Below are 25707 nucleotides of genomic sequence, written 5' to 3' on the forward strand. Positions count from 1 at the left end.
AATGGCTCGGCACCACTAGGGTTTGATCACGTTGACTCTGCGCGTGATGCGGGTAGGGCGGACGTCGAGGACGACGGCGCGCCCACGCTCACGACCTCCGACCGCGCCGACCGGGGCGGCCGTGGTGTGCACCGTCGTCCGCCCGGGGTGGGTCGACCCCCTGGCCCCCCGGGCGGGTCCGACACCGATCTATCCCCGAGGGAGCTCCGAGCGCCACATGACCAGCGACAACGGAACCAAGAGCACCGCCAGCGAGGCCCCGGCCGAAGCTGCCAGCGACAGCTCCACCGGCGACCCGCGCCAGCCCGTCCCCACCCTCCCCGAGGGCTTCGGCGACCTGGACCGCGCCGCCATCGACACCGCCCGGGTGCTGGCCATGGACGCCGTGCAGAAGGTCGGCAACGGCCACCCCGGCACCGCGATGAGCATGGCGCCGGTCGCCTACCTGCTCTTCCAGAAGTGGCTCAAGCACGACCCGAGCGACCCGAACTGGGCCGCCCGCGACCGGTTCGTGCTGTCCATGGGCCACTCCAGCCTGACCCTGTACGTCCAGCTCTACCTGGCCGGCTACGGCCTCGAGCTCGACGACCTCAAGGCCCTGCGCACCTGGGGCTCGAAGACCCCGGGGCACCCCGAGGTCGGCCACACCGCCGGCGTCGAGACCACCACCGGCCCGCTGGGCCAGGGCGTCGGCAACGCCGTCGGCATGGCGATGGCTGCCCGCCGCGAGCGCGGCATGCTCGACCCCGACGCCGCCGAGGGCGAGAGCCTGTTCGACCACACCATCTGGGCCTTCGCCTCCGACGGCGACCTGGAGGAGGGCGTCAGCGGCGAGGCGTCCTCGCTGGCCGGCACCCAGCAGCTGGGCAACCTCGTGCTCGTCTACGACGACAACAAGATCTCGATCGAGGACGACACCACCGTCGCCTTCACCGAGGACGTCGGCAAGCGCTACGAGGCCTACGGCTGGCACGTGCAGCACGTCGACGACGGTGAGGACCTCGCCGCCGTGGACGCCGCCTTCGCCGCCGCCAAGGCCGAGACGAACCGTCCCTCGATCATCGTGCTGCGCACCGTCATCGGCTGGCCGTCGCCGAACAAGCAGAACACCGGCGCCGTGCACGGCTCGGCGCTCGGCGAGGACGAGGTCAAGGCCACCAAGGAGATCCTGGGCTTCGACCCGGAGCAGACCTTCCAGGTGCGTCCCGAGGTCATCGAGCACACCCGCAAGGCCGTCACCCGGGGCCAGGAGGCGCACCGCGCCTGGCAGTCGGACTTCGACGCGTGGCAGCAGGCCAAGCCCGAGGGGGCGGCGCTGCTGGAGCGGATGAGCACCCGCACCCTCCCCGAGGCCTGGGCGGCGAAGCTGCCCAGCTGGGACGCCGACCCCAAGGGCGTCGCCACCCGCAAGGCCTCCGGTGAGGTGCTGGCCGCCCTCTACCCCGAGCTCCCCGAGCTGTGGGGCGGGTCGGCCGACCTGGCCGAGAGCAACAACACCGCGGTCAAGGGCGAGCCCTCGTTCCTGCCGGCCAGCCGCCAGACCAAGATGTGGACCGGTGGCCCGTTCGGCCGCACGCTGCACTTCGGTGTCCGTGAGCACGCCATGGGCGCGGTCATGAACGGCATCGCCCTGCACGGCGGCACCCGCGTCTACGGCGGCACGTTCCTCACCTTCTCCGACTACATGCGTGGTGCGGTCCGGCTGGCCGCGCTCATGCAGCTGCCGGTGACCTACGTGTGGACGCACGACTCCATCGGCCTGGGCGAGGACGGCCCGACGCACCAGCCGATCGAGCACTACGCGGCGCTGCGGGCGATCCCCGGCCTGGACTTCGTCCGCCCGGCCGATGCGAACGAGACCGCCGTCGCCTGGCGGACGATCCTGGAGAACAACGACCGGCCGGCCGGCCTGGCGCTGTCCCGGCAGAACCTGCCGGTGTTCGACCGGACCGAGTTCGCCTCGGCCGAGGGCGTCGCCAAGGGCGGCTACGTGCTGGCCGAGGCGTCCACCGGCAGCCCCGAGGTGATCCTCATGGGCACCGGCTCCGAGGTGCAGATCGCCGTCGCCGCCCGTGAGCAGCTGGAGGCCGCCGGGGTCCCGACCCGGGTCGTCTCCCTGCCCTGCTGGGAGTGGTTCGCCGAGCAGGACGAGGCCTACCGGCTCGAGGTGCTCCCGCCCTCGGTCAAGGCGCGGGTCAGCGTCGAGGCCGGCGTCCCCATGGGGTGGCGTGAGTTCGTCGGCGACGCCGGCCGGATCGTCGGCCTGAACCACTACGGCGCCAGCGCCAGCTACTCGAAGCTGTACGAGGAGTTCGGCCTGACCGCCGAGGCGGTCACCGCCGCTGCCCGGGAGAGCATCGCGGCCGCGGCCTCCGGTGCCACTCCCCCCAGCGGTGCCGGCGTCTCCCGCGGCGGGGTCTACGGCTCCGACGCCACCGGCGACCACTGAACAAGGACCCCGGTGCCCCCCACGACACGCTCCGCGCGCCGTGGGGCCCTGCACCGGGGCCGCAGAACACACACAGACAGGAGGGCATGAGATGGCCCAGAACGAGAACCTGGCACAGCTGTCCAAGGCGGGGGTCGCCGTCTGGCTCGACGACCTCTCCCGCGACCGCATCCGCAGCGGCAACCTGCAGCAGCTCGTCGACGAGCACAGCGTCGTCGGCGTCACCACGAACCCGTCGATCTTCGCCGCGGCGATCAGCGGCTCGTCGTCCTACGACGACCAGCTGCACGCCATGGCGGTGCGCAAGGTGAGCGTCGAGGAGGCGCTGCGCACCATCACCGCCGCCGACGTCCGGGACGCGTGCGACCTGCTCGCGCCGGTCGCCGCGCGCACCGGCCGCGACGGCCGCGTGTCGCTGGAGGTGGCCCCGGGCCTGGCCCGGGACACCGACGCGACCTCCGCGGAGGCTGCGCACCTGTGGTGGCTGGTCGACCGGCCGAACCTGTTCATCAAGATCCCGGCCACCGTCGAGGGGCTGCCCGCGATCACCGAGACGATCGCGGCCGGCATCAGCGTGAACGTGACGCTGATCTTCAGCCTCGAGCGGTACAAGGCGGTCATGGAGGCCTACATCGCCGGCCTCGAGAAGCGCCTGGCCGAGAACCCGGACGCCTCCTTCGACGGCATCGAGTCGGTCGCCTCGTTCTTCGTGTCCCGCGTGGACACCGAGATCGACAAGCGGCTGGACGCCTCGGGTGCCGACGCCTCGCTCAAGGGCAAGGCCGGCGTGGCGAACGCCCAGCTGGCCTACCAGGCCTACGAGGAGGTGTTCTCCTCCGACCGCTGGAAGGCGCTGGAGGCCAAGGGCGCCAGCAAGCAGCGTCCGCTGTGGGCCTCGACCGGGGTGAAGAACCCGGAGTACTCCGACACGCTGTACCTGTCCGAGCTGATCGCCCCGGACACGGTCAACACCATGCCGGAGAAGACGATGCAGGCCTACGCCGACCACGGCCAGGCCGGCACCCCGGTGCAGTCGGCCTACGCCGACGCCGCCCAGGTGATGAAGTCCGTCACCGACGCCGGCGTCGACCTCGACGACGTCTTCCGCGTGCTCGAGGACGAGGCCGTGCAGAAGTTCGTCGACGCCTGGGACGAGCTGACCGGCTCCGTGCAGGAGCAGCTGCAGGACAAGAAGTGACGGTGCGCCGGCTCCCGGCGCACCCGCACCGCACCACCTGAACCACCCCGCACCACCGACCCGCCGTCCCGCCCGGTCCTCCGGGCCGGACGGCGGGTCGCCCAGCGATCGAGGACGGAGACGATGTCCACCAACCCGTTGCGCGATCCCCGGGACCGGCGGCTGCCCCGAGTTCCCGAGCCCTGCGCTCTCGTCGTCTTCGGGATCACCGGTGACCTCTCGCGCAAGAAGCTCCTGCCGGCCGTCTACGACCTGGCCAACCGCGGCCTGCTCCCCACCAACTTCGCCCTGCTCGGCTTCGCCCGCCGCGACTGGGGTGACGTCGAGTTCTCCGAGCTCGCCCGGTCGGCCGCCCGCGAGCACGCGCGCACCCCGTGGCGCGAGGAGGTCTGGGAGCGGCTGGCCAACAGCGTCCGCTTCGTCCAGGGCTCCTTCGACGACGACAACGCCTTCGACGAGCTCGCCGAGAACCTTGCCGAGCTCGAGGGCAGCCACGGCATCGGCGGCAACGCCGCGTTCTACCTGTCGATCCCGCCCGCGCTGTTCCCGGTCGTGCTCAAGCAGATGCAGCGCACCGGCATGGCCGAGAGCACCCCGGAACGGTGGCGCCGGGTCGTGGTCGAGAAGCCCTTCGGCACCGACCTGACCTCCAGCCGCGAGCTGAACGCGCTGGTCGACTCGGTCTTCACCGCCGACGACGTCTTCCGGATCGACCACTACCTCGGCAAGGAGACGGTCCAGAACCTGCTGGCCCTCCGCTTCGCCAACACGCTGTTCGAGCCGATCTGGAACGGTCACCACGTCGACTCGGTCCAGATCACCATGGCCGAGGACGTCGGCATCGGCGGGCGCGCCGGGTTCTACGAGAAGACCGGCGCCGCCCGCGACGTGCTGCAGAACCACCTCCTGCAGCTGCTCGCACTGACCGCCATGGAGGAGCCGGTCGAGTTCTCCGCCGAGGAGATCCGCACCGAGAAGCTCAAGGTGCTGCGGGCCATCTCCATCCCCGCCGACGGCGACATGGCGCAATTCGCCATCCGCGGCCAGTACGAGCAGGGCTGGCTCGCCGGCCAGCGGGCGAAGGGCTACCAGCAGGAGGACGGCGTCGACCCGGCGTCGACGACCGAGACCTACGCCGCCGTCCGCCTCGGCGTCGAGACCCGCCGCTGGGCCGGGGTGCCGTTCTACCTGCGCACCGGCAAGCGCCTGCCCCGCCGGGTCACCGAGATCGCCCTGTCCTTCCGGCGCGCTCCGCACCTCCCCTTCGCCCCGACCGACACCGAGGAGCTGGGCCACAACCAGCTGGTGATCCGGGTGCAGCCCGACGAGGGCGTCACGCTGAAGTTCGGCTCGAAGGTGCCCGGCAGCGTGATGGAGGTCCGCGACGTCGCGATGGACTTCCTCTACGGCGAACAGTTCACCGAGGCCAGCCCCGAGGCCTACGAGCGGCTGCTGCTGGACGTGCTCCTCGGCGACGCCACGCTGTTCCCGCGCAACGCCGAGGTCGAGGCCTCCTGGGCGGTCATCGACCCGCTGGAGGCCTTCTGGACCGGCACCACCCCGCACTCCTACCGGGCCGGCGAATGGGGCCCGCGGGCCGCCGACGCGATGCTCGAGGCCGAAGGCCGGGCATGGCGCAGACCCTGACCCGCGCCGACCGTGACCTCTGTCCTGCTCCACCCCTCGCGAGCTGAGGAGCTGACCTCGTGACCACGCTGTGGGACACCACCGGATCCGCGGTGGTCAAGGAACTGGCGGCCCAGCGCCGCACCGGCGGCGCCGTGATGAGCGGCGTCGCCCTGACCCTGGTGGTCGTCGCCGACGAGCGCCGGGTCGCCGAGGCCGAGCAGGCCGCCGCGTCGGCCGCCGAGGAGCACCCCTGCCGGCTGCTCATCGTCGTCCGCCGCCAGGTGGAGGCCCCCGTGCCCCGGCTGGACGCCGAGGTGCTCATCGGCGGGCGGCTCGGTCCTGGTGAGGCCGTCGTGATGCGCATGTACGGCCGGCTGGGCCTGCACGCCGAGTCGGTCGTGCTGCCGTTGCTGGCCGCCGACGCCCCGGTGGTCACCTGGTGGCACGAGACCCCGCCGGACCAGATCGCCCGTGACGCGCTCGGCGTCATCGCCGGTCGCCGCATCACCGACTCCTCGATGGCGCCGGACCCGGTCGCCGCGCTGCGCAACCGGGCGCACGACTACCACCCCGGCGACACCGACATCTCCTGGACCCGCAGCACCCCGTGGCGGGCCACGCTCGCCTCGACGCTGGATGCGGTCGCCGGCCGCCGAGGCGAGCCGGTCCGGGTGCTGGGCGCACGGGTGGAGGGCGACCCCGGCAACGCCACGGCCCAGCTGGTCGCCGGCTGGATCTCCTCGCGGTGCGGGTGTCCGGTCGAGGTGGTGCCGACCCCGCGGGCCACCGGCCCGCGCGGCATCGACTCGGTCGTCCTCCGGCTCGACCAGGACGAGGAGGTGCGGCTGCAGGACGACCGCAAGGGCGGCGCGGTCATCGACCAGCCGTTCCGGCCGGAGTCCGTCGTCGCGCTGCCCGACCGCAGCCTGGGCGAGCTGATCGGTGAGGAGCTGCGCCGGCTGGACCCGGACGAGCCCTACAGCGAGGCGCTGGAGGCGGTGTCCGGGCTCTCCGGGCTCTCCGACCGCCCGGACTGCCGCGAGCACGTCTGGTACGACCCGATGCGCCCGGACCAGTCGGCCGCCGCAGCCGAGTCCGAGCTGAACGCGGCGGAGGCGGAGGTGCCCGACGCGGAGGGGACGGCGGCCGCACCGGCCCCCACCGTGCCCGACACCCCCGGGGACACCGACGAGATCGCGGAGAGCGGCGAGCACGACTCCCCCGCCGACGACTCCGACGAGCAGCAGGTCGTGCAGCCCACCGCGGCGCGGCCGGCCAAGAAGGCGGGACGGCGATGAGCCAGGGATCCACGGACCAGGGACCCACGGACCAGGGACCCACGAGCCACGAGTCACCCGGCGACCGGGTCGACGAGGCGCTGGCCGCCGAGGGGCGGCCCACCCCCGACGTGGTCATCGAGCCCGACGCCGACCGGCTGGCCCGGTCCGTGGCCTCCGCGCTCGTCGCGCGGCTGGCCGCCGCCCAGGCCGTCCACGGCACCGCGTCGGTCGTCGTCACCGGCGGCGGGATCGGCACCGCGGTGCTGCAGCGGGTCGCCGACCTGGTGGCCGAGCCCGAGCACGCCGTCGTCGACTGGACCGCGGTCGACGTGTGGTGGGGCGACGAGCGGTTCGTCCCCGCCGACTCCAGTGACCGCAACGAGCTGGGTGCCCGGCAGACGCTCGTCCTGCCGGCCGGCATCCCGCCCGAGCGGGTGCACGCCATCCCGTCGTCCGACGCCGGCTTCGACGAGCCCGAGGACGCCGCCGCCTGGTACGCCGGGGAACTGGCCGCGGCGGCAACGCGACCCGAGCTGATGGCCCCGCCGCAGGGCCCCGACGCGAGCTCGCGAGCGGTGGGGGGCGACGGGGTCCTCCAGCTGCCCCGCTTCGACGTGCTGCTGCTGGGGATGGGGCCCGAGGGCCACGTGGCGTCGATCTTCCCCGACTCCCCCGCCGCCCGGGACGACCGGCCGGTGGTGGCCGTCCGCGACTGCCCGAAGCCGCCGCCGACCCGGGTGAGCCTGGGCTTCTCCGCGATCACCTCCGCGGAGGAGGTGTGGCTGCTGGTCAGCGGCGAGGGCAAGGCCGAGGCCGTCGCCCGGGCGCTCTCCGGGGCCACCCCGCTGGAGATCCCGGCCGCCGGGGCGCGCGGCACGCGGGCGACCCGCTGGCTGCTGGACGAGGCCGCGGCGAGCCTGCTCCCCCGCGGGTAGGCGTCCTCCGCGGACCGACAGCGGCCCGGGTGCTCTCCGCACCCGGGCCTCTGTCGTTCAGCAGCTGCGATCGTTCAGACGGCGGTCGTTCAGGCGCCGCGGCGGGCGCGCAGCCGGGTCAGCGCCTCCTCGAGGAGCGCGTCCCCGTCCTCGTCGGTTCGCCGTTCTCGCACGTAGGCCAGGTGCGTCTTGTACGGCTCGGTCCGGGGCGCCGGCGGCGGGCTCTGCTGGTCGGTACCGGCCGGCAGTCCGCAACGCGGGCAGTCCCAGGTCTCGGGCACCTCGATGTCGGCCGCGAAGGCGATCCGCGACTCGTGCCCGTTGGCGCACCAGAACCCGACGCGGTGGCGCGGCGCCGCCTCACCGCGCTCGGCTTCCCCCATCGGACCAGCACCCACTCGGCTGCCCCGGATCGCGTTCCCACCAGCCATGAACGGCCCCCTGACGTCGGCTCCGTCGGCGGTGACGAGATGATCACCGCGCGGGCAGTCTAGGGCCTGACAGAGGTTGCACAGGTCACGATGCGGACACCGTCAGTACCGGCACGCGATCGAACACCGGACTGCGTGCACCGCGGCCTCCAGCGGCCCGCCGCGAGCTCGCGAGCGGCGGGGTCCTGCCACCGGGATCAGGCCTTGATGAGGATGCCCAGGGCGACGATGCAGACGGTCCAGAGGATCCCGAAGAGCACGGTGACGCGGTTGAGGTTCTTCTCCACCACCGAGCTGCCGGCCAGCGAGGACGCGGCCGCGCCGCCGAACATCGACGACAGGCCACCGCCCTTGCCGCGGTGCAGCAGGATCAGCACGATCAGCCCGATGCTCAGCAGCACCAGCAGCACGTTGAGGGCCGTCTCGATCACAGTTCGTTCGTCTCCTGTCCCGTGGACCGGGGGTGTGGGGCGTGGACCCCAGCCGTGGGGGGCTCTCGACCTGCCAGCCTAACCGATGCCGCGCAGTGCGACCGCCAGCCGGCGCCGGCCCCGCCCTCGCCGCCGTCCGCCTCGGACGGTCAGCGCACGCCGGCGGTGGCGACGTCGTAGCCGCCGTAGGGCTGCATGACCAGGCCGTTGCGCAGCCGCTGCCCGGCCAGCAGCTGCACGCGGTTCTCGGCCAGCGGCACGTAGGTGAAGGTCTGGTCGACCGCCCGCACCACCTGCCGCCACGCATCGGCCGCGATCGCCGGCTCGGCCGCCGCCCGGGCCGCGTCGACCAGCCCGTTCACCTGCGGGTCGTCCAGCCGCGCGTAGTTGGTGTTGCCGACCGGCCGGAGCGACCGCCCGTCGACCAACGGCACCAGGAAGGACGCAGGCGTCGGGAAGTCCGCGGTCCAGGTGGCCAGCACCAGGCCGTACCCGCCGGCGGTCACCGCGTCCCGGTTGCCGATGTCGGTGGCGTAGTAGGTCGCCGGGTCCAGCGGGCGCACCTCGGCCTGGATGCCCACCTCGGCGAGCTGCGCGGCGACCACGCCGGCCATCTCCACGATCGTGGGCACGTCCGGCACGGCGAACACGGTGCTGAAGCCGTTCGGGTGGCCACAGGAGGCGAGCTTCTCCCGGGCGGTCGCCAGGTCCGGCTCGGCGTCCGCCTCGTCCGGACCGCCGTCCAGCGCCCGTGGCCACAACGTGGACGTGCGCACCACGTTGCCCGCCCCGCCCAGGGCCTCCTGCACCTCGCGCCGGTCGACGACCGCGGCGACCGCGGCCCGGCACTCGGCGTTGTCCATCGGCGCGACCGTGGTGGGCAGCGCGAGCAGGCGCAGCGAGCCGGTGGTGACGTCGTCGATGCGGCCGCCGAGACCGCGGTCGACGAGCCGGGCGGTGGTGGCCTCCTGCACGCCCGAGCCGGACAGGTCGATGTCCGCCGAGCCGGCGAGCAGCGCCTGGTCGCGGGCCAAGCTGGACAGCCCGCTGCGCACCACCACCCGGTCCGGCAGCGCGGTGCGGACGTCGTCGGTGGCCGGGTCCCACTCGGGGTTCCGCTCCAGCACCACCCCGGTCTGCGGGTCAACCGAGGTGACCGCGTAGGGGCCGGAGGAGATCGGGTCGGCGCCGTAGCTGCCCGCCGTGTCGTTCTCCGCCGGCACCGGGCTGCTGGAGGGCAGCGCCAGCACGAACGGGAAGTCCGGGGTCGGCGTGGTGAGGGTGAAGACGATCGTCCGGTCGTCCGGGGTGGCGATCGCCGGCAGCCCGAGCCGGTCGGGCGTCTCGTCCTGGTAGGGCCCGGCGTACGGGTCGGCACGGTCGTCGAGCAGGTCGACGACGTAGGTGGGCCCACCGACCACGACGTCGGAGGCGAAGGACCGCTCGATGCCGTACTTGACGTCGCGGGAGGTGATCGGGCGGCCGGTCTCGAACCGCACGCCCTCGCGGAGGGTGTAGGTCCACGTCCGGCCGCCGTCGGTGGTGGTGCCGAGGTCGGTGGCCAGGTCGGGCACCAGTTCGTCGGTGTTCCCCGGCTCGGTGGACCAGGTGACCAGCGTGCGCGCGTACAACCGCATCAGGTTCCACACACCGGGCACGTAGGAGCGCTGCGGGTCCAGGCTGTCGATCTCCCCGGCCAGCAGGCGGAGCGTGCCACCGGGCTCGTCCGAGGGGTTCCGCACGCCGGCGACGCCGCTGTTGGCCTCGCCGCTCTGGGTGGGCACCCCGGCCACCCCGGTGTTGCCGGTGCCGCACCCGGCGAGGACGGCGAGCGCCAGCAGGGCCGCCAGCGCGACGACCGGCCGCGTCACGCCCTCTCGGGTGCGACGACGGACCGGCCGTCGGTTCCTGCTGTGCATCACCGTGGTGCTGCTCCGCCCGGGTCAGTGCCGGCGGCGGTCAGCTCCCGTCGGCGGCGTGTCGGCAGATCGATGCGAACTCGTCAGCGTCCAGGCTGGCACCGCCGACGAGCGCGCCGTCGACGTCCGGCCCGGCGAGGATGCCGGCCGTGTTGCCGGCCTTCACCGATCCCCCGTAGAGGATACGGACGCGGGCGGCCGTGCCGGTGCCGAAGCGCTCGGCGAGCCGCGCCCGCAGCGCCGCACAGACCTCTTGCGCATCATCCGGGGTCGCCACCTCGCCGGTGCCGATGGCCCACACCGGCTCGTAGGCGATCACGATGCCCGGGCCGGCGCCGTCGGCGCCGACGACCTGCTCGGCGGTGAGGCCGTCGAGGGCCGCGTCGAGCTGGGCGGTGCAGTGCGGCACGTGGGTGCCGGCCCGGCGGACGTCGAGCCCCTCCCCCACGCACAGGATCGGCGAGATCCCGTGCCGCAGCGCGGCCTGGACCTTGGCCGCGGCCACCGCGTCGTCCTCACCGTGCAGCGTGCGCCGCTCGGAGTGCCCGACCAGCGCGTACCGGCAGGCCAGCGCGGCCAGCATCACCCCGCTCACCTCGCCGGTGTAGGCCCCGGAGTCGTGCGCCGAGATGTCCTGCGCGCCGTAGCCGATCTCCAGCTTGTCCCCGGCCACCAGCGTCTGCACGCTGCGCAACGCGGTGAACGGCGGGACCACGACCACCTCGGCCGCCTCCAGCTGCTGCTCCTTCAGCGAGAAGGCCAGCTTCTGCACCAGGCCGATGGCCTCCAGGTGCGTCAGGTGCATCTTCCAGTTGCCGGCGATGAGCGGGCGACGCCCCTCGCGGACCGGACGGGTCTCCCTCGTGCGCGCCATCAGTCGGCCAGCACCGTCAGGCCGGGGAGCGCCCGGCCCTCGAGGTACTCCAGCGACGCGCCGCCGCCGGTGCTGATGTGCCCGTAGGCGCCCTCGTCGAGGCCGAGCTGCCGCACGGACGCGGCCGAGTCACCGCCACCGACGACGGAGAGCCCCTCGACGGCGCCGACGGCCTGCGCGACCCCGCGGGTGCCGCCCTGGAACGGCGCCAGCTCGAAGACGCCCATCGGCCCGTTCCAGAACACGGTGTGCGCACCGGACAGCGCCTCGGTGAAGAGCGCGACGCTCTCCGGGCCGATGTCCAGGCTCATCTCGTCGGCCGGGATCTCGGTGGCCGGCAGCACCCGGGTCGGCACGTCGGCGCTGAACTCCGGGGTGACGACGACGTCGACCGGCAGCACGATGCGGTCGCCGGCCTCGGCCAGCAGCCGCCGGCAGGTCTCGACCTGGTCGGCCTCCAGCAGGGACGTGCCGACCTCCAGGCCGCGGGCGGCGAGGAAGGTGTACGTCATCCCCCCGCCGATCAGCAGCCGGTCGACCTTGGGCAGCAGCGCCTCGATCACGCCCAGCTTGTCGCTGACCTTCGAGCCGCCGAGCACGACCACGTAGGGCCGCTCCGGGCTCTCGGTGAGCCGGGTGAGCACCTCGAGCTCCCGGGCGACCAGCCGGCCGGCCGCGTGCGGCAGCCGCTGCGCGACGTCGAACACCGAGGCGTGCTTGCGGTGCACCGCACCGAACGCGTCGTCGACGTAGAGCTCGGCCAGCCCGGCGAGCCGGTCGGCCAGCTCGCCGCGGACGGCGTCGTCCTTGCTGGTCTCGGCGGCCTCGAAGCGGACGTTCTCCAGCAGCAGGACGTCGCCGTCGGCCAGGGCCGCGGCCTTGGCCGAGGCGTCGGGACCGGCGACGTCGGCCGCCAGCGGCACCGCGGTGCCCAGCAGCTCACCGAGCCGCGCGGCCACCGGGGCCAGCGAGAACCGCGGGTCCGGCTCGCCCTTGGGGCGGCCCAGGTGCGCGGCGATCAGGACCCGGGCGCCGGCGTCCCGCAGTGCGGTGATCGTCGGCAGGCTGGCCCGGATCCGGCCGTCGTCGGTGATCGCGCCGGTCTTCTTGTCCAGCGGGACGTTCAGGTCGGCGCGCAGCAGCACGCGCCGACCCGAGACCCCGCCGGCGATGAGCTCGTCGACGGAACGCATGGTCAGGAGAGCTTGCTGCCGACCAGGACGACGGAGTCGACCAGCCGGTTGGAGTAGCCCCACTCGTTGTCGTACCAGCCGACGACCTTGACCTGGTTGCCGAAGACCTTGGTCAGGCCGGCGTCGTAGATGCAGGAGGCCGGGTCGGTCACGATGTCGGAGGAGACGATCGGCGCGTCGGTGTAGACCAGGTACGGCGCCAGCGGACCGGCGGCCGCGGCCTTGTAGGCGGCGTCGACCTCCTCGACCGTGACCTCGCGGGAGAGGGTGACGGTGAGGTCGGTGGCCGAACCGGTCGGCACCGGGACGCGCAGCGCGTAGCCGTCGAGCTTGCCCTTGAGCTCCGGGAGCACCAGGCCGATGGCCTTGGCCGCACCGGTGGAGGTCGGCACGATGTTCAGCGCGGCGGCTCGGGCGCGGCGCAGGTCCTTGTGCGGGCCGTCCTGCAGGTTCTGGTCGGCGGTGTAGGCGTGGATCGTGGTCATCAGGCCACGCTCGATGCCGAAGGCGTCGTTGAGGACCTTGGCCAGCGGGGCCAGGCAGTTGGTGGTGCAGGACGCGTTGCTGATGATCGTCTGCGAGCCGTCGTACTGCTCGTGGTTGACGCCCATCACGATCGTCAGGTCGTCGCCGGTGGCCGGCGCGGAGATCACGACCTTCTTGGCCCCACCGGCGTCGACGTGCTTGCGCGCGTCGTCGGCCTTGGTGAAGAACCCGGTGGACTCGACGACCACGTCGACGCCCAGCTCGCCCCAGGGCAGGTTGGCCGGGTCACGCTCGGCCAGCACCTTGATGGTCTTCTCGCCGACCTTGATGCCGCCGTCCACGACGGTGACGTCCTCGGCCAGCTTGCCCAGGATGCTGTCGTACTTGAGCAGGTGGGCCAGCGTCTCGTTCGTGGTCAGGTCGTTGACCGCGACGATCTCGATGTCCTGACCGCTGGCGGCCGCTGCCCGATAGAAGTTGCGGCCGATCCGGCCGAACCCGTTGATCCCGACCCGTACCGTCACTGCGGACCTCCCAGACCGTGTTGCCCTCACCGAGCCGGTCGGCCCAGCGGCACCGTGGGCCGCGCGTGCGCGCAGCCACATTCCGGGCACACCCTATCGGCCCCCGCGGCCCGCCCGACGCCCCCGGGTGGACCGGCCACCGCGCCCCGGAATACGTCAGCGACGTCTTCCCGACCAGGTCAGGAAGACGTCGCTGACGTCTCTGCACGGACCCCGTCCTCCTCGGAACGGGGCCGAGGCAGGAGCAGTCCCGCCGTTACTGAGCGAGCATGTCGTCCGTGACCACGGATTCCGTGTCCGGGATGCCGAGGTCCTTGGCGCGCTTGTCGGCCATCGCCAGCAGACGCCGTATGCGCCCGGCAACAGCGTCCTTGGTCATCGGCGGGTCGGCGCGCTGGCCGAGCTCCTCCAGCGAGGCCTGACCGAACTCCAGGCGCAGCCGCCCGGCGACCAGCAGGTGCTCGGGCGCGTCCTCACCGAGGATCTCCAGCGCCCGCTCGACCCGCGCGCTGGCGGCGACCGCGGCGCGCGCGGAGCGGCGGAGGTTGGCGTCGTCGAAGTTGGCCAGCCGGTTCGCGGTGGCCCGCACCTCGCGGCGCATCCGCCGCTCCTCCCAGGCCAGCACCGCGTCGTGCGCGCCCATCCGGGTGAGCAGGGCGCCGATGGCGTCGCCGTCGCGGACGACGACCCGGTCGGTGCCGCGGACCTCGCGGGCCTTGGCGGCGATGCCGAGCCGGCGGGCCGCCCCGACCAGCGCCATGGCCGCCTCGGGGCCGGGGCAGGTGACCTCGAGCGAGGACGAGCGCCCGGGCTCGGTCAGCGAGCCGTGCGCCAGGAAGGCGCCGCGCCAGGCGGCCTCGGCGTCGCCGATCCCGCCGGAGACGACCGACGGCGGCAGCCCGCGCACCGGCCGGCCGCGCTGGTCGACCAGGCCGGTCTGCCGGGCCAGGCCCTCACCGTGCTTGGCGATCCGCACCAGGTAGCGCACGCCGCGGCGGATGTTGCCGCCGGCCAGCACGCTCACCCCGCTGGTGTAGCCGTAGACCTCGCTGATGTCGCGGCGCAGCCGGCGGGCCACCGAGCCGGTGTCCAGCTCGGCCTCGATCACCACCCGGCCGCCCACGATGTGCAGCCCCCCGGAGAACCGCAGCAGCGCCGTCACCTCGGCCTTGCGCTCGGACGTCCTGGTGCACTCCACGCGGGAGAGCTCGTCCTTCACCATCGCCGTCATCGCCATGTCGTCCACCCCCGTGCCCGCACGGAGCGACCGGTCCTCGTGCATCCCGTCATCGCCATCAGCGGTGTTCCCTCTCCCCCAGGTGTGCCTGTCGGCCACCGGTGCCCCGGTGCCCGACTCCCCGCCGTCCGTTCACCGCGCACCGACCACGGAGGCCAGTGCCGCGGCGAGCCGCGCCGGGTCGTGCTGTGGTGTTCCGTCGGACGCGGCGACCGGTGCCAGCACCAGTTCTGCCCCGCATCCCTGCACAGCAGACAGGAGACCACGCCGGTCAACAACTGCAGCCGCATCCGCGATCACCGTGTGCAACGACACGCCTCCCAGATGTGCCTGGAGCACGGCGAGGTGCTCCTGCGGGGAGAAGCCGTCGGTCTCCCCGGGCTGCGGCTCCAGGTTGAGCACGACGACGACCCGCGCCGGGCTGGCCGCCAGCGCCGCCCGCAACCGTGGCACGAGCAGGTGCGGCAGCACCGAGGTGTACCAGGAGCCGGGCCCCAGGCAGACGACGTCGGCGCGCGCGATCGCCGTCAGCACCGGCTCGGGCACCGGTGGGTCGGCCGGGGAGACGCGGATGTCACGGACCCGGCCCGGGGTCGAGGCGATGGCCACCTGCCCGCGGATCCGGCGGGTCTCCTGCGGGTCGTCGGGGTCGGTGCTCGCCACGGTGGCCACCAGGTCCAGCGGGACCTCCGCCATCGGCAGCACCCGGCCCCGGGCGCCCAGGAGCTGCTCGAGCACGCCGAGGGCCCGCACGCTGTCGCCGCCGTGCATCTCGGTCAGCCCGGTGAGCATGAGGTTGCCCACGGGGTGGCCGGCGAGCACCCCGCTGCCGCCGAACCGGTGCTGCAGCAGCTGGGCGACCTGCGGGGCGCTGCCCTCCTCCCCGGCGAGCGCCGCGAGCGCCATCCGCAGGTCACCGGGTGGCAGCACCGGCATCTCGCGACGGATGCGGCCCGAGGAGCCACCGTCGTCGGCGACGGTCACCACCGCCGTCAGGTCCTCGGTCAGCCGCCGCCAGGCCGCCAGCGACGCGGCGAGACCGTGGCCGCCGCCGAGCGCCACGACACGGGGCGCTGGGACGCGGAGCGGTGCCTCACCGGGCGCGACCACTACTCGCGCCCCAGATCGCGGTGCCGGGGCGTGGTGGGCACGCCCAGCGCGTTGAGCCGGCGGGCGAACTCCTCGGCGATCGCGACGCTGCGGTGCTTGCCGCCGGTGCAGCCGACGGCGAGGGTCAGGTAGCGCTTCCCCTCGCGCCGGTACCCGGGCAGGAGCAGGTCGAGCACGCGCATGTAGCCGTCGATGAACTCGGCCGCGTGGTCCTGGCCGAGCACGTAGTCGCGCACCGCGGTGTCCTGCCCGGTGCGCGATCGCAGCTCGGGCACCCAGTGCGGGTTGGGGAGGAAGCGGGCGTCGACGACGAGGTCGGCGTCCAGCGGCAGGCCGTACTTGAACCCGAAGCTGAGCACGGTGGCCACGACCTCCGGCGGGGCACCGTCCTCGACGAACGCGGCCTCCAGCGTGTCGCGCAGCTGGTGCACGTTCAGGTCGCTGGTGTCGACCCACAGGTCGGACTCCCCCGCGATGCCGGTGAGCAGCTCCCGCTCGGCCTCGATGCCGTCGATGAGCCGGCCGCTGCCCTGCAGCGGGTGCTCGCGGCGGACCGATTCGTAGCGCCGGATGAGCACGTCGTCGCGGGCGTGCACGTAGACGACGCGCGGGCGGTGGCCGGCGTCGGCCAGCAGCCGGATCGCCTCCTCCAGGTCGCTGGAGAACGCCCGGCTGCGCACGTCGACGACGGCGGCGAACCGGCGCAGGTCACCGCGGGCACCGAGCTCCACCATGGGCGTGAGCAGAGCCGGCGGCAGGTTGTCGACCACGAAGAAGCCGAGGTCCTCCAGCACCCGCCCGGCGCTGTTCTTCCCGGCCCCGGACAGCCCGGTGACGACGACGACGTCGAGCGGGGCGACCTCGGTGCCGGCACCGTCGGCCGAGGGTGGGACGTCGCGCTGCGGGCCGGCGGGGGCGCTGCGGTCGGCCGCGGTCATGCCCCGGCCCCGGTCCCGGCCGCCGGCCGCACCCGGCCCACCTCGGCCATCTCACCGGCCTCCGCGGCGGGGACGGGCTCCGGCGCCGCGGCCGTGGCGGCCCCGGCGCCGACTCGACGTCCGGCTCGGGGTCGGCGGCGGCCGCCGCCGTCGCCGCCGGTTCCGCGACCGCAACGAGGACCGCCTCGGCGGTGCGCCGGCCGATGCCGGGCACCGCCGTGAGCTCCTCGACGGTGGCGGCCCGCAGCCGCTTGAGCGATCCGAACTGCTTCATCAGTGCCTTCCGCCGGGTCTCGCCCAGCCCCGGCACGTCGTCGAGGAGGGAGACCAGCATCGTCGTCGATCGTCGCTGCCGGTGGTAGGTGATCGCGAACCGGTGCGCCTCGTCGCGCACCCGCTGGAGCAGGTAGAGGGCCTCGGAGGTGCGCGGGAGGATGACCGGGTCCGGGTCGTCGGGCAGCCAGACCTCCTCCATCCGCTTGGCCAGGCCGCACACCGCGACGTCGACGATGCCGAGCTCGGCCAGGGACCGGCTGGCCGCGGCCACCTGCGGGGCGCCGCCGTCGACGACCAGCAGGTTCGGCGGGTAGGCGAACCGCCGGGGACGCCCCTCCTCGGCGGCCACGCCCTGCTCGTCCCGGCGGTCCTGCTCGTCCTTGAGGTGCCGGGCGAACCGGCGGCGCACGACCTCGGCCATGGCGGCGGTGTCGTCGGTGCCCTGGGCCACGGAGAAGCGGCGGTAGTCGGCCTTCTTCGCCAGCCCGTCCTCGAACACCACCATGCTGGCCACCACGTTGGTGCCCTGGACGTGCGAGACGTCGATGCACTCGATGCGCAGCGGGGCCTCGGGCAGGTCCAGCGCCTCCTGGATCTCCGACAGCGCCAGGGACCGGGCGGTGAGGTCGCTGGCCCGCTTGACCCGGTGCCGGGCGAAGGACTCCTTCGCGTTGCGCTCCACGGTCTCCATCAGGCTGCGCTTGTCGCCGCGCTGGGGCACCCGGAGGGAGACGCGTGAGCCGCGCAGCTCGCTGAGCAGCTCGGCGTAGACCTCGGCGTCGTCGGGCAGCTCGGGGACGAGCACCTCGCGGGGCACCGAGTCACCCGCCTCGCCGACGCCGGTCTGCTCGTCGACCCCGCCGTACACCTGGAGCAGGAACTGCTCGACCAGCTGGCCGGTGGTCACGTCCTCGACCTTGTCGATGATCCAGCCGCGCTGTCCCCGGACCCGGCCGCCGCGGACGTGGAAGACCTGGACGGCGGCCTCCAGCTCGTCCTGGGCGAAGGCGACGACGTCGGCGTCCGTGCCGTCACCGAGGACCACTGCCTGCTTCTCCAGCGCGCGGCGGAGGGCACCGAGGTCGTCGCGCAACCGGGCGGCCTTCTCGTACTCCATCTGCTCGGCGGCCTCGGCCATCTCCCGCTCGAGCCGGCGGACGATCTGGTCGGTGCGCCCGCCCATGAAGTCGCAGAAGTCGTCGACGATCTCGCGGTGCTCGTCGGGGCTGACCCGCCCGACGCACGGTGCGGCGCACTTGCCGATGTAGCCGAGCAGGCAGGGGCGCCCGATCTGGCTGGCCCGCTTGAAGACCCCGGTCGAGCAGGTGCGCGCCGGGAAGACCCGGGTCAGGGTGTCCAGCGTCTCTCGGATCGCCCAGGCGTGCGCGTAGGGCCCGAAGTAGCGGACGCCCTTGCGCTTGGGACCGCGCATCACCTGCAGCCGCGGGAACTCCTCGTTCAGCGTGACGGCGAGGCTCGGGTAGCTCTTGTCGTCGCGGTACCGGACGTTGAACCGCGGATCGAACTCCTTGATCCAGTTGTACTCGAGCTGGAGGGCCTCGACCTCGGTGCCGACGACGGTCCACTCGACGCTGGCGGCGGTGGTGACCATCTGCCGGGTGCGCGGGTGCAGGCCCCAGACGTCGGCGAAGTAGCTGTTCAGCCGCTGCCGGAGGCTCTTGGCCTTGCCGACGTAGATGACCCGGCCGGCCGGGTCGCGGAACTTGTAGACGCCCGGGTCCTCCGGGATCGAGCCGACCGCCGGTCGGTACGTGGACGGGTCGGGCATGCCCTCAGGTTATGTCGCCCCACCGACAGCCCGGCGGCCCACCGGCGACCTGCACGAACACCGGGGACACCCCCAGCCGGCGCACGGGACGACGACGGAGCCCCGGGCGCCGGTGGGCGCACGGGGCTCCGTCGGGTGACGACCTGGAGGGCGTCAGCTCGCCTTCTCGCCGGCTGCGGCGAGCTGCGACTTCTTCCGGGACCGCTTCTTCGGCTCGGCGGCCGCGGCGATCGCCGCCGGGTCGAGGATGTCGGCGAGGAACCGGCCGGTGTGGCTCTCCGACACGGTGGCGACGAGCTCCGGCGGGCCCTCGGCGACGACGGAGCCGCCGCGGAAACCGCCCTCCGGCCCCATGTCGATGAGCCAGTCCGCGCTCTTGATCACGTCGAGGTTGTGCTCGATGACGATGACCGAGTTGCCCTTGTCGACCAGCCCCTGCAGGACCAGCAGCAGCTTGCGGATGTCCTCGAAGTGCAGGCCGGTGGTCGGCTCGTCGAGGACGTAGATGGTGCGTCCGTTGGACCGCTTCTGCAGCTCGCTGGCGAGCTTGACCCGCTGCGCCTCGCCACCGGAGAGGGTGGTGGCCGGCTGTCCGAGCCGGATGTAGCCCAGGCCGACGTCGGTGAGGGTGCGCATGTACCGGGCGATCGCGGGGATCGCCTCGAAGAACTCGGCGGCCTCCGAGATCGGCATGTCCAGGACCTCGGCGACCGTCTTGCCCTTGTAGTGCACCTCGAGGGTCTCCCGGTTGAACCGGGCGCCCTTGCACACCTCGCAGGGCACGTAGACGTCGGGCAGGAAGTTCATCTCGATCTTCAGCGTGCCGTCACCGGAGCAGGCCTCGCAGCGGCCGCCCTTGACGTTGAAGGAGAAGCGGCCGGGCTGGTAGCCACGGACCTTCGCCTCCGTCGTGCTGGCGAAGAGCTTGCGGACGTGGTCCCAGACGCCGGTGTAGGTGGCCGGGTTGGACCGCGGGGTGCGGCCGATCGGTGACTGGTCGACGCCGACGACCTTGTCCAGCTGGTCCAGGCCGGTGATGGTGCGGTGCCGGCCGGGCACCATCCGTGCGCGGTTCAGCTCGTTGGCCAGCGTGGTGTACAGGATGTCGTTGACCAGGCTGGACTTGCCCGAGCCGGAGACCCCGGTGACGGCGACCATCACCCCCAGCGGGAACCGCACGTCGATGCCGCGCAGGGTGTTCTCCCGCGCGCCCTTGACCACCAGCTCGCGGCCCGGGGTGGGCTCGCGCCGGGTCTTCGGGATGCTGATCTCCCGGCGACCGGACAGGTACTGGCCGGTGATCGACCGCTCGCTGGCCAGCAGGTCCTCGTAGGTGCCGCTGACGACGACCTCGCCGCCGTGCTCACCGGCGCCGGGACCGATGTCGACGACCCAGTCGGCCTGCTTGATCGTGTCCTCGTCGTGCTCGACGACGATCAGCGTGTTGCCCATGTCGCGCAGCCGGACCAGCGTCTCGATGAGCCGGACGTTGTCGCGCTGGTGCAGCCCGATCGAGGGCTCGTCGAGGACGTAGAGCACGCCCACGAGCCCGGAGCCGATCTGGGTGGCGAGCCGGATCCGCTGTGCCTCGCCGCCGGCCAGGGTGGCTGCCGGGCGGTCGAGGGACAGGTAGTCCAGCCCGACGGAGACCAGGAAGGACAGCCGGGCCTGGATCTCGCGGAGGACGGCGTCGGCGATCGCCTTCTCCCGCTCCCCCAGCTCCAGCGCGCCGAGCCACTCCGACGCGTCCCCGATGGACAGGTCGGTGACCTCCGCGATCGACCGCCCGTTGAGCTTGACCGCCAGGATCTCCGGCTTGAGCCGCGTGCCGTGGCAGACGGGGCACGGGACGTCCCGCATGTAGCCCTCGTACTTGTCCTTCATGAACTCGCTGTCGGTGTCCTCGTGCCGGCGCTCGAGGAAGGGCAGCACGCCCTCGAAGGCGGCGTAGTAGCTGCGCTCCCGGCCGTAGCGGTTCTTGTACCGGACGTGCACCTGGTCCGGGGAACCGTGCAGCACGGCCTTCTGCACCTTGGCCGGCAGCCGCTCCCAGGGGGTGTCCATGGAGAAGCCGAGCATGTCGCCCAGCCCGGACAGCAGCCGCTGGAAGTACTCCTTGCTCATCGAGCCGGCCCAGGGCGCGATGGCCCCCTGCTCGAGGCTCTTGGTCGGGTCGGGCACCACGAGGTCGGGGTCGACCTCCTTGCGGGTGCCGATGCCGGTGCACTCCGGGCAGGCGCCGAACGGCGAGTTGAAGGAGAAGGACCGGGGCTCCAGGGCCTCGAACGACAGGCCGTCGTCGATGCACGCCAGGTGCTCGGAGAAGGTGCGCTCGCGGGCCGGGTCGCCCTCGGGGAGGTCGACGAAGTCGAGCAGGACCAGGCCGCCGGCCAGCCCGAGCGCCGTCTCGACCGAGTCGGTGAGCCGGCGCTTGGCGCTCTCCTTCACGGTGAGCCGGTCGACGATCACCTCGATCGTGTGCTTCTCCTGCTTCTTGAGCTTCGGGGGCTCGGTCAGCGGGTGGACGGTGCCGTCGACCCGGACCCGGGAGAAGCCCTGGGTCTGCAGCGAGCTGAACAGGTCGACGTACTCGCCCTTGCGCGCCCGCACCACGGGTGCGAGGACCTGGAAGCGGGTGCCCTCCTCCATGGCCAGCACCTGGTCGACGATCTGCTGGGGGGACTGCCGCGAGATCGGCTTGCCGCAGTTGGGGCAGTGCGGCTGGCCGGCGCGGGCGTAGAGGAGACGCAGGTAGTCGTAGACCTCGGTGATGGTGCCGACGGTCGACCGGGGGTTGCGGTTGGTCGCCTTCTGGTCGATCGACACCGCCGGGGAGAGGCCCTCGATGAAGTCGACGTCCGGCTTGTCCATCTGCCCGAGGAACTGACGGGCGTACGCCGACAGCGACTCGACGTAGCGGCGCTGGCCCTCGGCGAAGATCGTGTCGAAGGCGAGGCTCGACTTGCCCGAGCCGGAGAGCCCCGTGAACACGATCATCGCGTCGCGGGGCAGGTCGAGGTGGACGTCCTTGAGGTTGTGCTCTCGGGCGCCGCTGACGACGAGCCGGTCCATGTGTTCCCTGTCGGTCGCAGTGGTTCTCGCTGCAGTGGTCTCGCTGCAGTGGTCTCGGTGGTGGAACGCCGGTGCCGGCGGGCGGGCTTCCCCACCCCGGTGTCGGCTGGGTCTCCCGACCCCTGGCGGCGGGCCGGAGGTGATCAGCTGGGGACGCCGGGCAGGTGGGGCTCGAACAGGGGCGCGTGCCGGCGCCAGGGCAGCCGGCCTTCCAGCTCTCCGGCGAGCCACAGTAGTCGCGTCTCGCCACCTGCCGGGCCGACGAACTGCACCGACGTGGGCAGCCCCGCCCGGCCCGGGCCGGCGGGCAGGACGAGGGCCGGCAGGCCCGCGCCGTTCCAGGCCGACGTCCACGGCGCCCAGCGGGCGTTGGCCGTGACGTTGGCCAGCAGACCGCGCTCGTGCCACGGGCGCGCGGGCAGCGGCGGGCCGCTGACCACGGGCGTGACGAGCACGTCGACGTCGGTGAAGAAGTCCGCCATCCGGGCCCGGAAGGCGGCCAGCGCGCCAGGGCGGAGCAGGTGGGCACGCTGCACGAGCCGGCCGAGCCGGGTGTGCACCCGGTGCCGGGGCTCGAGGGCGTGCCGGTCGAGCCCCAGGGCGTCGGCGTCGGTGACCGGGCCGGCCAGCCAGCGGGCGGCCACCGCGGCGGCCGCCGCCGGGGTGATCGGCGGATCGCGGTGGACGACGGTGTGCCCCGCGGCCCGGAGCTCGGCGACGACGGCGTCCAGGGCCGCCCTGCCCGCGGCGTCGAGCCGCACGCCGGGGACCGGGGACCGGGTGGACACCGCGATGCGCAGCGGCCCGGCGGGCGCCGGCGGGTCGGCCCAGGGCGCGCCGGCGAGGACGGCGGAGCCGGCGGCGAGGTCGGCCACCGTGGTGGCCAGCACCCCGTGCTCGGCCATGCCGTACCAGCTGTTCGCGCCGACGGCGCCGGGCACGACGCCGGTGCCCGGCTTCAGCGTGACCAGGCCGCAGGCGGCCGCCGGCAGGCGCAGGGACCCCATCCCGTCGTTGCCGTGGGCCAGCGGCACGACCCCGGCCGCGACGGCCGCGGCGCTGCCACCGGAGGACCCGGCCGCGGACCACGCGGTGTCCCACGGGTTGCGGGTGACGGTGCCCGGGCCGTCGGTGGCCGAGTAGACGCAGAGCTCGGGCACGCGGGTGATCCCGACGACGACCGCGCCGGCGGCGCGCAGCCGCGCCACGACCGGGTCGTCCGTCGCGGCCGGGGTGGGCGCGTGCGCGGCGGACCCGTCGGTGACCACCTCCCCGGCCACGGCCACGTTGTCCTTCACCGCGACCGGGACACCGGCCAGCGGCAGCCGAGCGCGGTCGGGGTGGGCGTCGACCGCCGCGGCCTCGGCCAGCGCGGCCGCGGTGCGGACGACCCGGAAGGCACCGATGCGCGGTTCGACGTCGGCCAGGTGCGCCAGGTGGGCGCGCACCACCTCGACGGCGGTCAGCTCACCGGACCGGACCCGGGCGGCCAGCTCGGTGGCGGGCAGCCCCACGACCGGACCCGTCGGCGCGGGAGCTGGGCGCGCGGAACCTGCACTAGCGTCCATGCGGTCGAACCTAACCGGGACCCCCGACAGTTCTCAGATCGGAGCGGGATGAGCGACAGCTACACCGGCGACGTACGGGTCGGCGGACCGGCCGACGTCCGCGAACTGCCCGGCCTGACCATCCGCAAGCTCGCGGTCAGCGAGATGGCGAACAACGCCTACCTGCTGATCGACACCGGCACCGGGCCCGGCACCGGGCAGGCGCTGCTGATCGACGCGGCGGCCGACCCCGAGGCGCTGCTGGGGATGATCGACGCCGCCGACGTGCGCACCGTCGTCACCACCCACGGGCACTGGGACCACCACCGCGCGCTCCCGGAGGTCCTGCGGGCCACCGGCGCCGAGAACGTCGCGCATGCCGCGGACGCCGCCGACCTGCCGACGCCGGTCACCCGCCCGGTCGAGCACGGCGACACCGTCCCCGTCGGGGACCACGAGCTCGAGGTCGTGCACCTGCGCGGGCACACCCCCGGCAGCATCGCGCTGGTCTGGCGCGGGCCCGAGGGCGCGGGCACCCACGTCTTCACCGGCGACAGCCTCTTCCCCGGCGGGGTCGGCAACACCCAGTCCGACGCCGCCCGGTTCACCAGCCTGATCGACGACGTCGAGGTCCGGCTGTTCGGCGTCCTGCCCGACGACACCTGGGTCTACCCCGGCCACGGCGCCGACACGACGCTGGGCACCGAGCGGCCGCACCTCGCGGAGTGGCGCGACCGCGGCTGGTGAACCGGGGCCCGAGGACTCCCGGGACCGGGGCCGAACGCCTCTCGGCCCGGTGGCCGGCAGCCGCCAGGCTGCGGCCATGTCGACGTCGCCACGCGCAGCGGCGGCGCGCCGCACCGGCCGGGTCAACGGCGTGGTCCTGGCACTGCTCCGCTCCCCCGCGCGCCGGCTGCTGAGCCGGCGGGTCTGCGCGCTGCGGTACGTCGGCCCGGTCAGCGGGGCGACCGTCACCCTGCCCGTGCAGTACGCCACCGAGCCCGGCCGGGTGCTCGTGCTGGCCGGCGGGGCGGAGCACAAGCGCTGGTGGCGGGCCTTCAGCCGGCCGACCCGGGTGCAGGTGCTGCTCGACGGCGCGTGGCGGGACGGTGTGGGTGTCGTGCTGCCCGAGCCGGAGCGGGCGGCGGCGCTGGCCGACTACCGGGCGCAGGTCGGGCACGTGCCCGACGACACCCGGGACCCGCTGGTGGAGATCACCCTGGCCGGCTGACCGACTCCGAGGGCACCGGCAGCCGCGCGAGCAGCCCGGACAGCCGCTCCTCCCGCCGCCGGCCGGCCGCCCAGCTCCAGGACACCACCTGCCCCCAGAGCAGCGTCCAGGTCACGACCGGGACGAGCCCGACGTCCAGCACGGTCACCACCAGGACCAGCCACCCGACGCCCACGGCAGCCCAGACCGCGGCCCGGACCGGCATCCGCCGGCGGTTGGCCGCCAGCTCGCGCAGCAGCAGCGGCCGCCACTCGGCGGGGTCCACGCGGGCGGGCAACCGGCCGGTGCGGGTCGCCGTCCAGAACGGCCGCATCTGCTCTCGTTCAGCCGTTCCGGCCTTCACCCGGTGCGCCCAGCGAGGCGCGGCGCCGCCGACCACGGCGCCGATCACCGGACTCAGCGCCCCGACGACGACCAGGCCCCAGTTGACCACTCCGTCGCCCAGGAGCCCCTGGACGGCGAGCATCCAGCCACCGGTCAGCGCAGCCGCTCCTCCGAGCAGGGCGATGATGACCGCGCGCCGCTTCCGACGAGGCAGCGGACGCACCCGGCGCGCCGCCCGGTCCAGCAGTCCGTCCCGCACCACGCCTCCCCACGCCTCCCACGCCTGATCGGCGATGATCATCACCGAGGACGACGTGGTCCGCGACCCGGGGCCCGGGCCAGCTCAGCCCGCAGCCATCCCCTCAGGCTCGGTGAGCTGCTCCAGCAGGCGCCGCAGCCCGCGCTCCTACGTCCGTGATCACGATCGCCCCCACGGGACCGCGCCACGCGAACGGACTCCCAGCGCGCTGGTTCGACGGGAGCAGACCGGGTAGTGCGCAACCGGAGTCGCGGAGCGACGCACCGTGACGTCCTGGCAGAGCCGCATCCCGCGGGCCCGACCGACCGAGGAGAGCTCCATGACCACGTCGACCAGCGACACGGCGACCGGCAAGCGCGACATCAAGTCCCACGAGACCACCAGCTTCGCCGACCTCGGTAAGGAGATGTGGGCCTACCTGACGGGCAAGGGCGCGGCGATCAACTACGAGTTCGTGGACATGACCGTCGAGGTGCCGCGGGAGACCGGCCCCGCCGCCCCGCGCGCCACCTGGAAGCTGAACGGCACGCTGCGGATCACCACCGCCGAGAACGCCAGCAAGGGATGACCCCCGA

General features: G+C 73.6%; 21 protein-coding genes. 8 read left to right on the forward strand and 13 right to left on the reverse strand.

Annotated features, from left to right (window positions below; translation table 11 throughout):
• Positions 1-217: 217 nt before the first annotated feature.
• From tkt to JD78_RS09580, 5 genes are all read left to right on the forward strand, one after another.
• Positions 218-2449, forward strand: coding sequence for a transketolase (tkt, locus tag JD78_RS09560; protein ID WP_153356121.1), 2232 nt, complete (start codon positions 218-220; stop codon positions 2447-2449).
• Between the two features lie 91 nt (positions 2450-2540).
• Positions 2541-3647: a transaldolase gene (gene tal, locus JD78_RS09565; RefSeq protein WP_153356118.1), complete on the forward strand. Its 1107-nt coding sequence runs from the start codon at positions 2541-2543 to the stop codon at positions 3645-3647.
• 123 nt (positions 3648-3770) lie between these two features.
• Positions 3771-5294, forward strand: a complete 1524-nt coding sequence (gene zwf, locus JD78_RS09570) for a glucose-6-phosphate dehydrogenase (RefSeq protein ID WP_153356115.1) — start codon at positions 3771-3773, stop codon at positions 5292-5294.
• Between the two features lie 59 nt (positions 5295-5353).
• Complete coding sequence (locus JD78_RS09575; RefSeq protein WP_153356112.1) at positions 5354-6574, forward strand: glucose-6-phosphate dehydrogenase assembly protein OpcA; 1221 nt, start codon at positions 5354-5356, stop codon at positions 6572-6574.
• Entirely contained in the window at positions 6571-7491 is a 921-nt protein-coding gene (locus JD78_RS09580; RefSeq protein ID WP_153356110.1) for a 6-phosphogluconolactonase, read from the forward strand. The genes JD78_RS09575 and JD78_RS09580 overlap by 4 nt, the downstream gene beginning before the upstream one ends.
• Before the next feature lie 89 nt (positions 7492-7580).
• Here the strand turns inward: JD78_RS09580 and JD78_RS09585 are convergent, their stop codons facing one another.
• The 12 genes from JD78_RS09585 to JD78_RS09640 all read right to left on the reverse strand — a co-directional run bounded on the left by JD78_RS09585 (position 7581) and on the right by JD78_RS09640 (position 23285).
• Complete coding sequence (locus JD78_RS09585; protein WP_153356107.1) at positions 7581-7922, reverse strand: RNA polymerase-binding protein RbpA; 342 nt, start codon at positions 7920-7922, stop codon at positions 7581-7583.
• Between the two features lie 197 nt (positions 7923-8119).
• Complete coding sequence (secG, locus tag JD78_RS09590; protein WP_153356104.1) at positions 8120-8353, reverse strand: preprotein translocase subunit SecG; 234 nt, start codon at positions 8351-8353, stop codon at positions 8120-8122.
• Between the two features lie 149 nt (positions 8354-8502).
• Positions 8503-10224 (reverse strand): ABC transporter substrate-binding protein, encoded by a 1722-nt coding sequence (locus JD78_RS09595; protein ID WP_228394877.1) that lies wholly within the window; start codon positions 10222-10224, stop codon positions 8503-8505.
• Between the two features lie 88 nt (positions 10225-10312).
• Positions 10313-11146: a triose-phosphate isomerase gene (tpiA, locus tag JD78_RS09600; protein ID WP_153356101.1), complete on the reverse strand. Its 834-nt coding sequence runs from the start codon at positions 11144-11146 to the stop codon at positions 10313-10315.
• Positions 11146-12339 carry a phosphoglycerate kinase gene (locus tag JD78_RS09605; RefSeq protein WP_153356098.1) on the reverse strand — a complete coding sequence of 398 codons (1194 nt, stop codon included), beginning with the start codon at positions 12337-12339 and terminating at the stop codon, positions 11146-11148. Before JD78_RS09605 ends, tpiA begins: the two co-directional genes overlap by 1 nt.
• A 2-nt stretch (positions 12340-12341) precedes the next feature.
• Positions 12342-13349 (reverse strand): type I glyceraldehyde-3-phosphate dehydrogenase, encoded by a 1008-nt coding sequence (gene gap, locus JD78_RS09610; protein WP_153356096.1) that lies wholly within the window; start codon positions 13347-13349, stop codon positions 12342-12344.
• Positions 13350-13605: 256 nt separating this feature from the next.
• Positions 13606-14631: a DNA-binding protein WhiA gene (gene whiA, locus JD78_RS09615; protein WP_438861299.1), complete on the reverse strand. Its 1026-nt coding sequence runs from the start codon at positions 14629-14631 to the stop codon at positions 13606-13608.
• Positions 14632-14718: 87 nt separating this feature from the next.
• Positions 14719-15648, reverse strand: coding sequence for a gluconeogenesis factor YvcK family protein (locus tag JD78_RS09620; RefSeq protein ID WP_228394876.1), 930 nt, complete (start codon positions 15646-15648; stop codon positions 14719-14721).
• A 47-nt stretch (positions 15649-15695) separates the two neighbouring features.
• On the reverse strand, positions 15696-16490 hold the full coding sequence (rapZ, locus tag JD78_RS09625; RefSeq protein ID WP_243731012.1) for an RNase adapter RapZ: 795 nt from the start codon (positions 16488-16490) through the stop codon (positions 15696-15698).
• Positions 16405-18699, reverse strand: a complete 2295-nt coding sequence (uvrC, locus tag JD78_RS09630; protein ID WP_243731013.1) for an excinuclease ABC subunit UvrC — start codon at positions 18697-18699, stop codon at positions 16405-16407. Before uvrC ends, rapZ begins: the two co-directional genes overlap by 86 nt.
• 153 nt (positions 18700-18852) lie before the next feature.
• Positions 18853-21771 (reverse strand): excinuclease ABC subunit UvrA, encoded by a 2919-nt coding sequence (gene uvrA / locus JD78_RS09635; protein ID WP_153356084.1) that lies wholly within the window; start codon positions 21769-21771, stop codon positions 18853-18855.
• A gap of 143 nt (positions 21772-21914) precedes the next feature.
• Positions 21915-23285: an amidase gene (locus JD78_RS09640; RefSeq protein ID WP_228394875.1), complete on the reverse strand. Its 1371-nt coding sequence runs from the start codon at positions 23283-23285 to the stop codon at positions 21915-21917.
• 102 nt (positions 23286-23387) lie between these two features.
• On the opposite strand from JD78_RS09640, the gene JD78_RS09645 reads away from it, so the two are divergent.
• Positions 23388-24065: an MBL fold metallo-hydrolase gene (locus JD78_RS09645; protein ID WP_153356078.1), complete on the forward strand. Its 678-nt coding sequence runs from the start codon at positions 23388-23390 to the stop codon at positions 24063-24065.
• Positions 24066-24141: 76 nt separating this feature from the next.
• Positions 24142-24549 (forward strand): PNPOx family protein, encoded by a 408-nt coding sequence (locus JD78_RS09650; protein ID WP_153356075.1) that lies wholly within the window; start codon positions 24142-24144, stop codon positions 24547-24549.
• Here the strand turns inward: JD78_RS09650 and JD78_RS09655 are convergent.
• The gene (locus JD78_RS09655; RefSeq protein WP_153356072.1) at positions 24533-25132 is read right to left on the reverse strand and encodes a hypothetical protein; all 600 of its coding nucleotides are present in this window, start codon (positions 25130-25132) and stop codon (positions 24533-24535) included. The two genes, JD78_RS09650 and JD78_RS09655, sit on opposite strands and share 17 nt — an antisense overlap.
• Positions 25133-25451: 319 nt before the next feature.
• Here JD78_RS09655 and JD78_RS09660 point away from each other — a divergent pair, with 319 nt between their 5' ends.
• On the forward strand, positions 25452-25700 hold the full coding sequence (locus JD78_RS09660; protein WP_153356069.1) for a hypothetical protein: 249 nt from the start codon (positions 25452-25454) through the stop codon (positions 25698-25700).
• The last annotated feature ends 7 nt before the right edge of the window (positions 25701-25707 follow it).

Source organism: Modestobacter roseus (assembly GCF_007994135.1).
In the GTDB taxonomy this organism is placed as follows: Bacteria; Actinomycetota; Actinomycetes; order Mycobacteriales; family Geodermatophilaceae; genus Modestobacter; species Modestobacter roseus.

Excerpts from the sequence above, each read along its gene's own strand:
- tkt (WP_153356121.1), top strand. The coding sequence starts at position 218 with ATGACCAGCGACAACGGAACCAAGAGCACCGCCAGCGAGGCCCCGGCC.
- tal (WP_153356118.1), top strand. The coding sequence starts at position 2,541 with ATGGCCCAGAACGAGAACCTGGCACAGCTGTCCAAGGCGGGGGTCGCC.
- zwf (WP_153356115.1), top strand. The coding sequence starts at position 3,771 with ATGTCCACCAACCCGTTGCGCGATCCCCGGGACCGGCGGCTGCCCCGA.
- JD78_RS09580 (WP_153356110.1), top strand. The coding sequence starts at position 6,571 with ATGAGCCAGGGATCCACGGACCAGGGACCCACGGACCAGGGACCCACG.
- JD78_RS09585 (WP_153356107.1), bottom strand. The coding sequence starts at position 7,922 with ATGGCTGGTGGGAACGCGATCCGGGGCAGCCGAGTGGGTGCTGGTCCG.
- tpiA (WP_153356101.1), bottom strand. The coding sequence starts at position 11,146 with ATGGCGCGCACGAGGGAGACCCGTCCGGTCCGCGAGGGGCGTCGCCCG.
- JD78_RS09605 (WP_153356098.1), bottom strand. The coding sequence starts at position 12,339 with ATGCGTTCCGTCGACGAGCTCATCGCCGGCGGGGTCTCGGGTCGGCGC.
- whiA (WP_438861299.1), bottom strand. The coding sequence starts at position 14,631 with ATGCACGAGGACCGGTCGCTCCGTGCGGGCACGGGGGTGGACGACATG.
- uvrC (WP_243731013.1), bottom strand. The coding sequence starts at position 18,699 with ATGCCCGACCCGTCCACGTACCGACCGGCGGTCGGCTCGATCCCGGAG.
- uvrA (WP_153356084.1), bottom strand. The coding sequence starts at position 21,771 with ATGGACCGGCTCGTCGTCAGCGGCGCCCGAGAGCACAACCTCAAGGAC.
- JD78_RS09645 (WP_153356078.1), top strand. The coding sequence starts at position 23,388 with ATGAGCGACAGCTACACCGGCGACGTACGGGTCGGCGGACCGGCCGAC.
- JD78_RS09650 (WP_153356075.1), top strand. The coding sequence starts at position 24,142 with ATGTCGACGTCGCCACGCGCAGCGGCGGCGCGCCGCACCGGCCGGGTC.
- JD78_RS09660 (WP_153356069.1), top strand. The coding sequence starts at position 25,452 with ATGACCACGTCGACCAGCGACACGGCGACCGGCAAGCGCGACATCAAG.